The organism is Jeotgalibacillus terrae (genome assembly GCF_016908195.1).
Classification (GTDB): domain Bacteria; phylum Bacillota; class Bacilli; order Bacillales; family Jeotgalibacillaceae; genus Jeotgalibacillus; species Jeotgalibacillus terrae.
The window spans coordinates 1-2,821 of sequence record NZ_JAFBDK010000044.1 but is presented as its reverse complement, the minus strand read 5'-3'; the positions used below and the strand labels follow the sequence as shown (position 1 = coordinate 2,821).

At 41.2% G+C, this 2,821-nt stretch carries 3 protein-coding genes; all 3 read right to left on the bottom strand.

The window, feature by feature from the left end:
• Positions 1-171: 171 nt before the first annotated feature.
• The 3 genes from JOD21_RS19140 to istA are packed head-to-tail and all read right to left on the bottom strand — an operon-like array spanning position 172 to position 2,671.
• Positions 172-372 carry a hypothetical protein gene (locus tag JOD21_RS19140; RefSeq protein WP_204731095.1) on the bottom strand — a complete coding sequence of 67 codons (201 nt, stop codon included), beginning with the start codon at positions 370-372 and terminating at the stop codon, positions 172-174.
• The gene (gene istB / locus JOD21_RS19135) at positions 369-1,118 is read right to left on the bottom strand and encodes an IS21-like element helper ATPase IstB (RefSeq protein ID WP_159643350.1); all 750 of its coding nucleotides are present in this window, start codon (positions 1,116-1,118) and stop codon (positions 369-371) included. Before istB ends, JOD21_RS19140 begins: the two co-directional genes overlap by 4 nt.
• Positions 1,118-2,671 (bottom strand): IS21 family transposase, encoded by a 1,554-nt coding sequence (gene istA, locus JOD21_RS19130; RefSeq protein WP_204731094.1) that lies wholly within the window; start codon positions 2,669-2,671, stop codon positions 1,118-1,120. Before istA ends, istB begins: the two co-directional genes overlap by 1 nt.
• Positions 2,672-2,821: the final 150 nt, after the last annotated feature.

Below are 2,821 nucleotides of genomic sequence, written 5' to 3'. Positions count from 1 at the left end.
TGACTACAGCCAAGGGATAGATCCAGTGTTGCCATCTTTTTGACCCACCAATGACATCCATTTGATCCACCGTTGCCATACGAGATCCACATAAAGATAAAAAAATAGAGTACAAGCAGATTTAATAGAAAACAGCCATGGAAACACAATGGCTGTTTTGTTTGTATTAATCTATTTTAGCTTCATTCCCTGCAACCTGTCTCTAAGTATAAATACAGCCTCAAACACAAGGAAATCGATATCAATATCTTCTTCATCCGTGTAAAGACAGTGGCAAAGAAGGTATTCTTCAATATCTACCATTAGCTCTTCAGGCATAAAGTTATGAAAGAAATACCTCGCAATACGATTTTCTACTTCTTCAGGAATCATCGTGAACCCTCCAGTCCATGGCGCTCCCGCATAGAAACATCCCCATCTAACATCAAGTGATATGAGCCGTGTACAATGCGATCAAGAATGGCATCTGCCAGTGTACCTTCTCCAATCTTTTCATGCCATCCCCGAGGATCAAACTGCGAACAGAAGATGGTGGAGGCTACTTGATACCTTGATTCGACGATCTCCAGAAGGTCTCTCGCCTCAGTTTCTCTCAGCGGGGTTAAGAGCCATTCATCAAGAATCAACAACTCTACTTTTGTATACTTTTTGATGACCTTACGGTAAATACCTTCACCTCTAGCGACTGCGAGCTCATCTAATAAATCAGGCAGGCGGATGTATTTCACTTTATAGAACTGACGACAGGCAGCGACGCCAAAAGCACAGCCCAGATATGTTTTTCCGTTTCCGGATGCACCTTTGATAATGATATTGTGCTTTTCCTCGATATATCTTCCTGTCGATAATCTCAGGATCTGTGTTTTATCTAATTTACGGTCACCATGGTATTCAATGTCTTCAATACAAGCCTGGCTATCTCTAAATTCTGCACTTCTGATGAGTCGATCCAGTTTGGCATTTTTTCTTCGTCCCCACTCAATGTCTACAAGCATACCGAAGCGATCTTCAAACGATAACTCTTGATATTCAGGGTTTTTTAATTGGTCCATATATCTTTCTGCCATCGCGGTCATTCTCATCTCATTCAATTTAGTTAGTGTGTTTTCAGTTGTCATTAGTTCTTACCTCCATAGTAGTCTGCGCCTCTTGTAAAACCGTAAGGGTTGGGTTTCATGTCTTTTTTAACGATGTCCTCTTTAAAAGTGTCGGGCAGTTTATCTTGTCCATTCTTTAAGATCGTCTGGATACTTTTCAGCGTAGGTCTGCTTGTATGTTTCAATGCTCGCTCACACGCTTTTTCTAAGCGCTCTACAGAGTATTGATCCGCCAGTTTAATAACGCCCAGACAAGCTTTAATAGCTTGTTTTTCAACCCGGTAAGAGGCAAAAATACGATCGATGGTGACTAAAATATTTGCGCCAGCTGTTTCACCCCAGTTACGAACGTATGACTGATCAAAGTCCACATACTGTTTATGTTCTTTAGGCATATGATCAGACAGTGTACTGAACTGTCCAGGCTTGCCCTTTAATTTTTTATGAGAAGCAATTCGCAACCCTTTATAAAACACCTCTACAATGGTTCTGGTCACTCGAATATCTACTTGATATTTGACGTAATCATAGGGAACTGAGTAAAACATTTTATCGACAACTATGTGATAATCGTATTGTACGGTCGCAATTCGCCAAGTTGCGATTTCGTATGTTGAAGCAGGCAACGGTGTTAATGCGAAGTGCTCTTCTTCTTTGAATGCCGTGTGTCTGCTTCCTTGTTTCTTTTGAAACGGTTTGTGATTAAATTCCTTAAGCTTTTCATGAACGACACTATTTAATTCTTGTAAGCTAAAAAACTCCTGGTTTCTTAGTGAAGCGATAATCCAGGTAGAAATGTGTCCAACTGTACTTTCAGCACTTGCCTTATCTTTTGGGTGTCTCACACGCGCTGGAACAATCGTCGTTTGATAGTGTTCGGCCATCTCCTGATAGCCTGTATGGATGATTGGTTCATATCTTGAAGCCTTTACCACACCGGTTTTAAGGTTGTCGGGCACAATGACTCTCGGAACACCGCCATAAAACTGAAATGCATGGATATGAGCTGTGATCCAGGCCTCTGCGTTCATCGAGAGGAAACCTTCTACGTAAGCGTACTGACTGCACGGAAGGGCAGAAACAAAGATATAAACAGATATGTCTTCACCTGTAAGCTGATCTTTCAATGACATGGTTTGACCAGCCCAATCAACTTCCAACAGCTCTCCCGGTTTCCGTTTGATACGCATGGTCGCCTTTGTCTTGCGAGCATAATCATGGTAGACTCTGCAGAATTGACGATAGCTATAGGGTATTTCTTCGCTTGATCGACAGCTTAAAGAATACTCTTCCCATAGTAACGTTAAATTAACGCCAGGCTTAGCTAACTCTTTATGAATAAGATTACAGTCTGGTTTTCTTCTGAAATCAATTGAAGTATGCTTTTCTGGAAACAATAACGCCTGTAAATCTTGATCTGTCATTCCTTCCTCTAATGGCCACTTTGTCTGACATTCCTCAGCTCTTTTCAATACCTCTCTAATGGTATTCCTAGAATTTGAAGTGCTTGAAGCAATCCCCCTTTGACTTATTCCCTGAGCGTGTAGCCTCAGGATTTCCCGATATTTAACCATAAAAAACCCTCCTGTATAACTGATTTACACCGTAAGGTGCACTTCAATTATAAAGAAGGGTGGATCTCTCTATGGCAGAGGTGGTATAAAAACGTGTCACTAGTGGATCAAAAAGATGGCAAAGGTGGGTCAATCTAATGGCTGTATTCA

Excerpts from the sequence above, each read along its gene's own strand:
- JOD21_RS19140 (WP_204731095.1), bottom strand. The coding sequence starts at position 372 with ATGATTCCTGAAGAAGTAGAAAATCGTATTGCGAGGTATTTCTTTCAT.
- istB (WP_159643350.1), bottom strand. The coding sequence starts at position 1,118 with ATGACAACTGAAAACACACTAACTAAATTGAATGAGATGAGAATGACC.
- istA (WP_204731094.1), bottom strand. The coding sequence starts at position 2,671 with ATGGTTAAATATCGGGAAATCCTGAGGCTACACGCTCAGGGAATAAGT.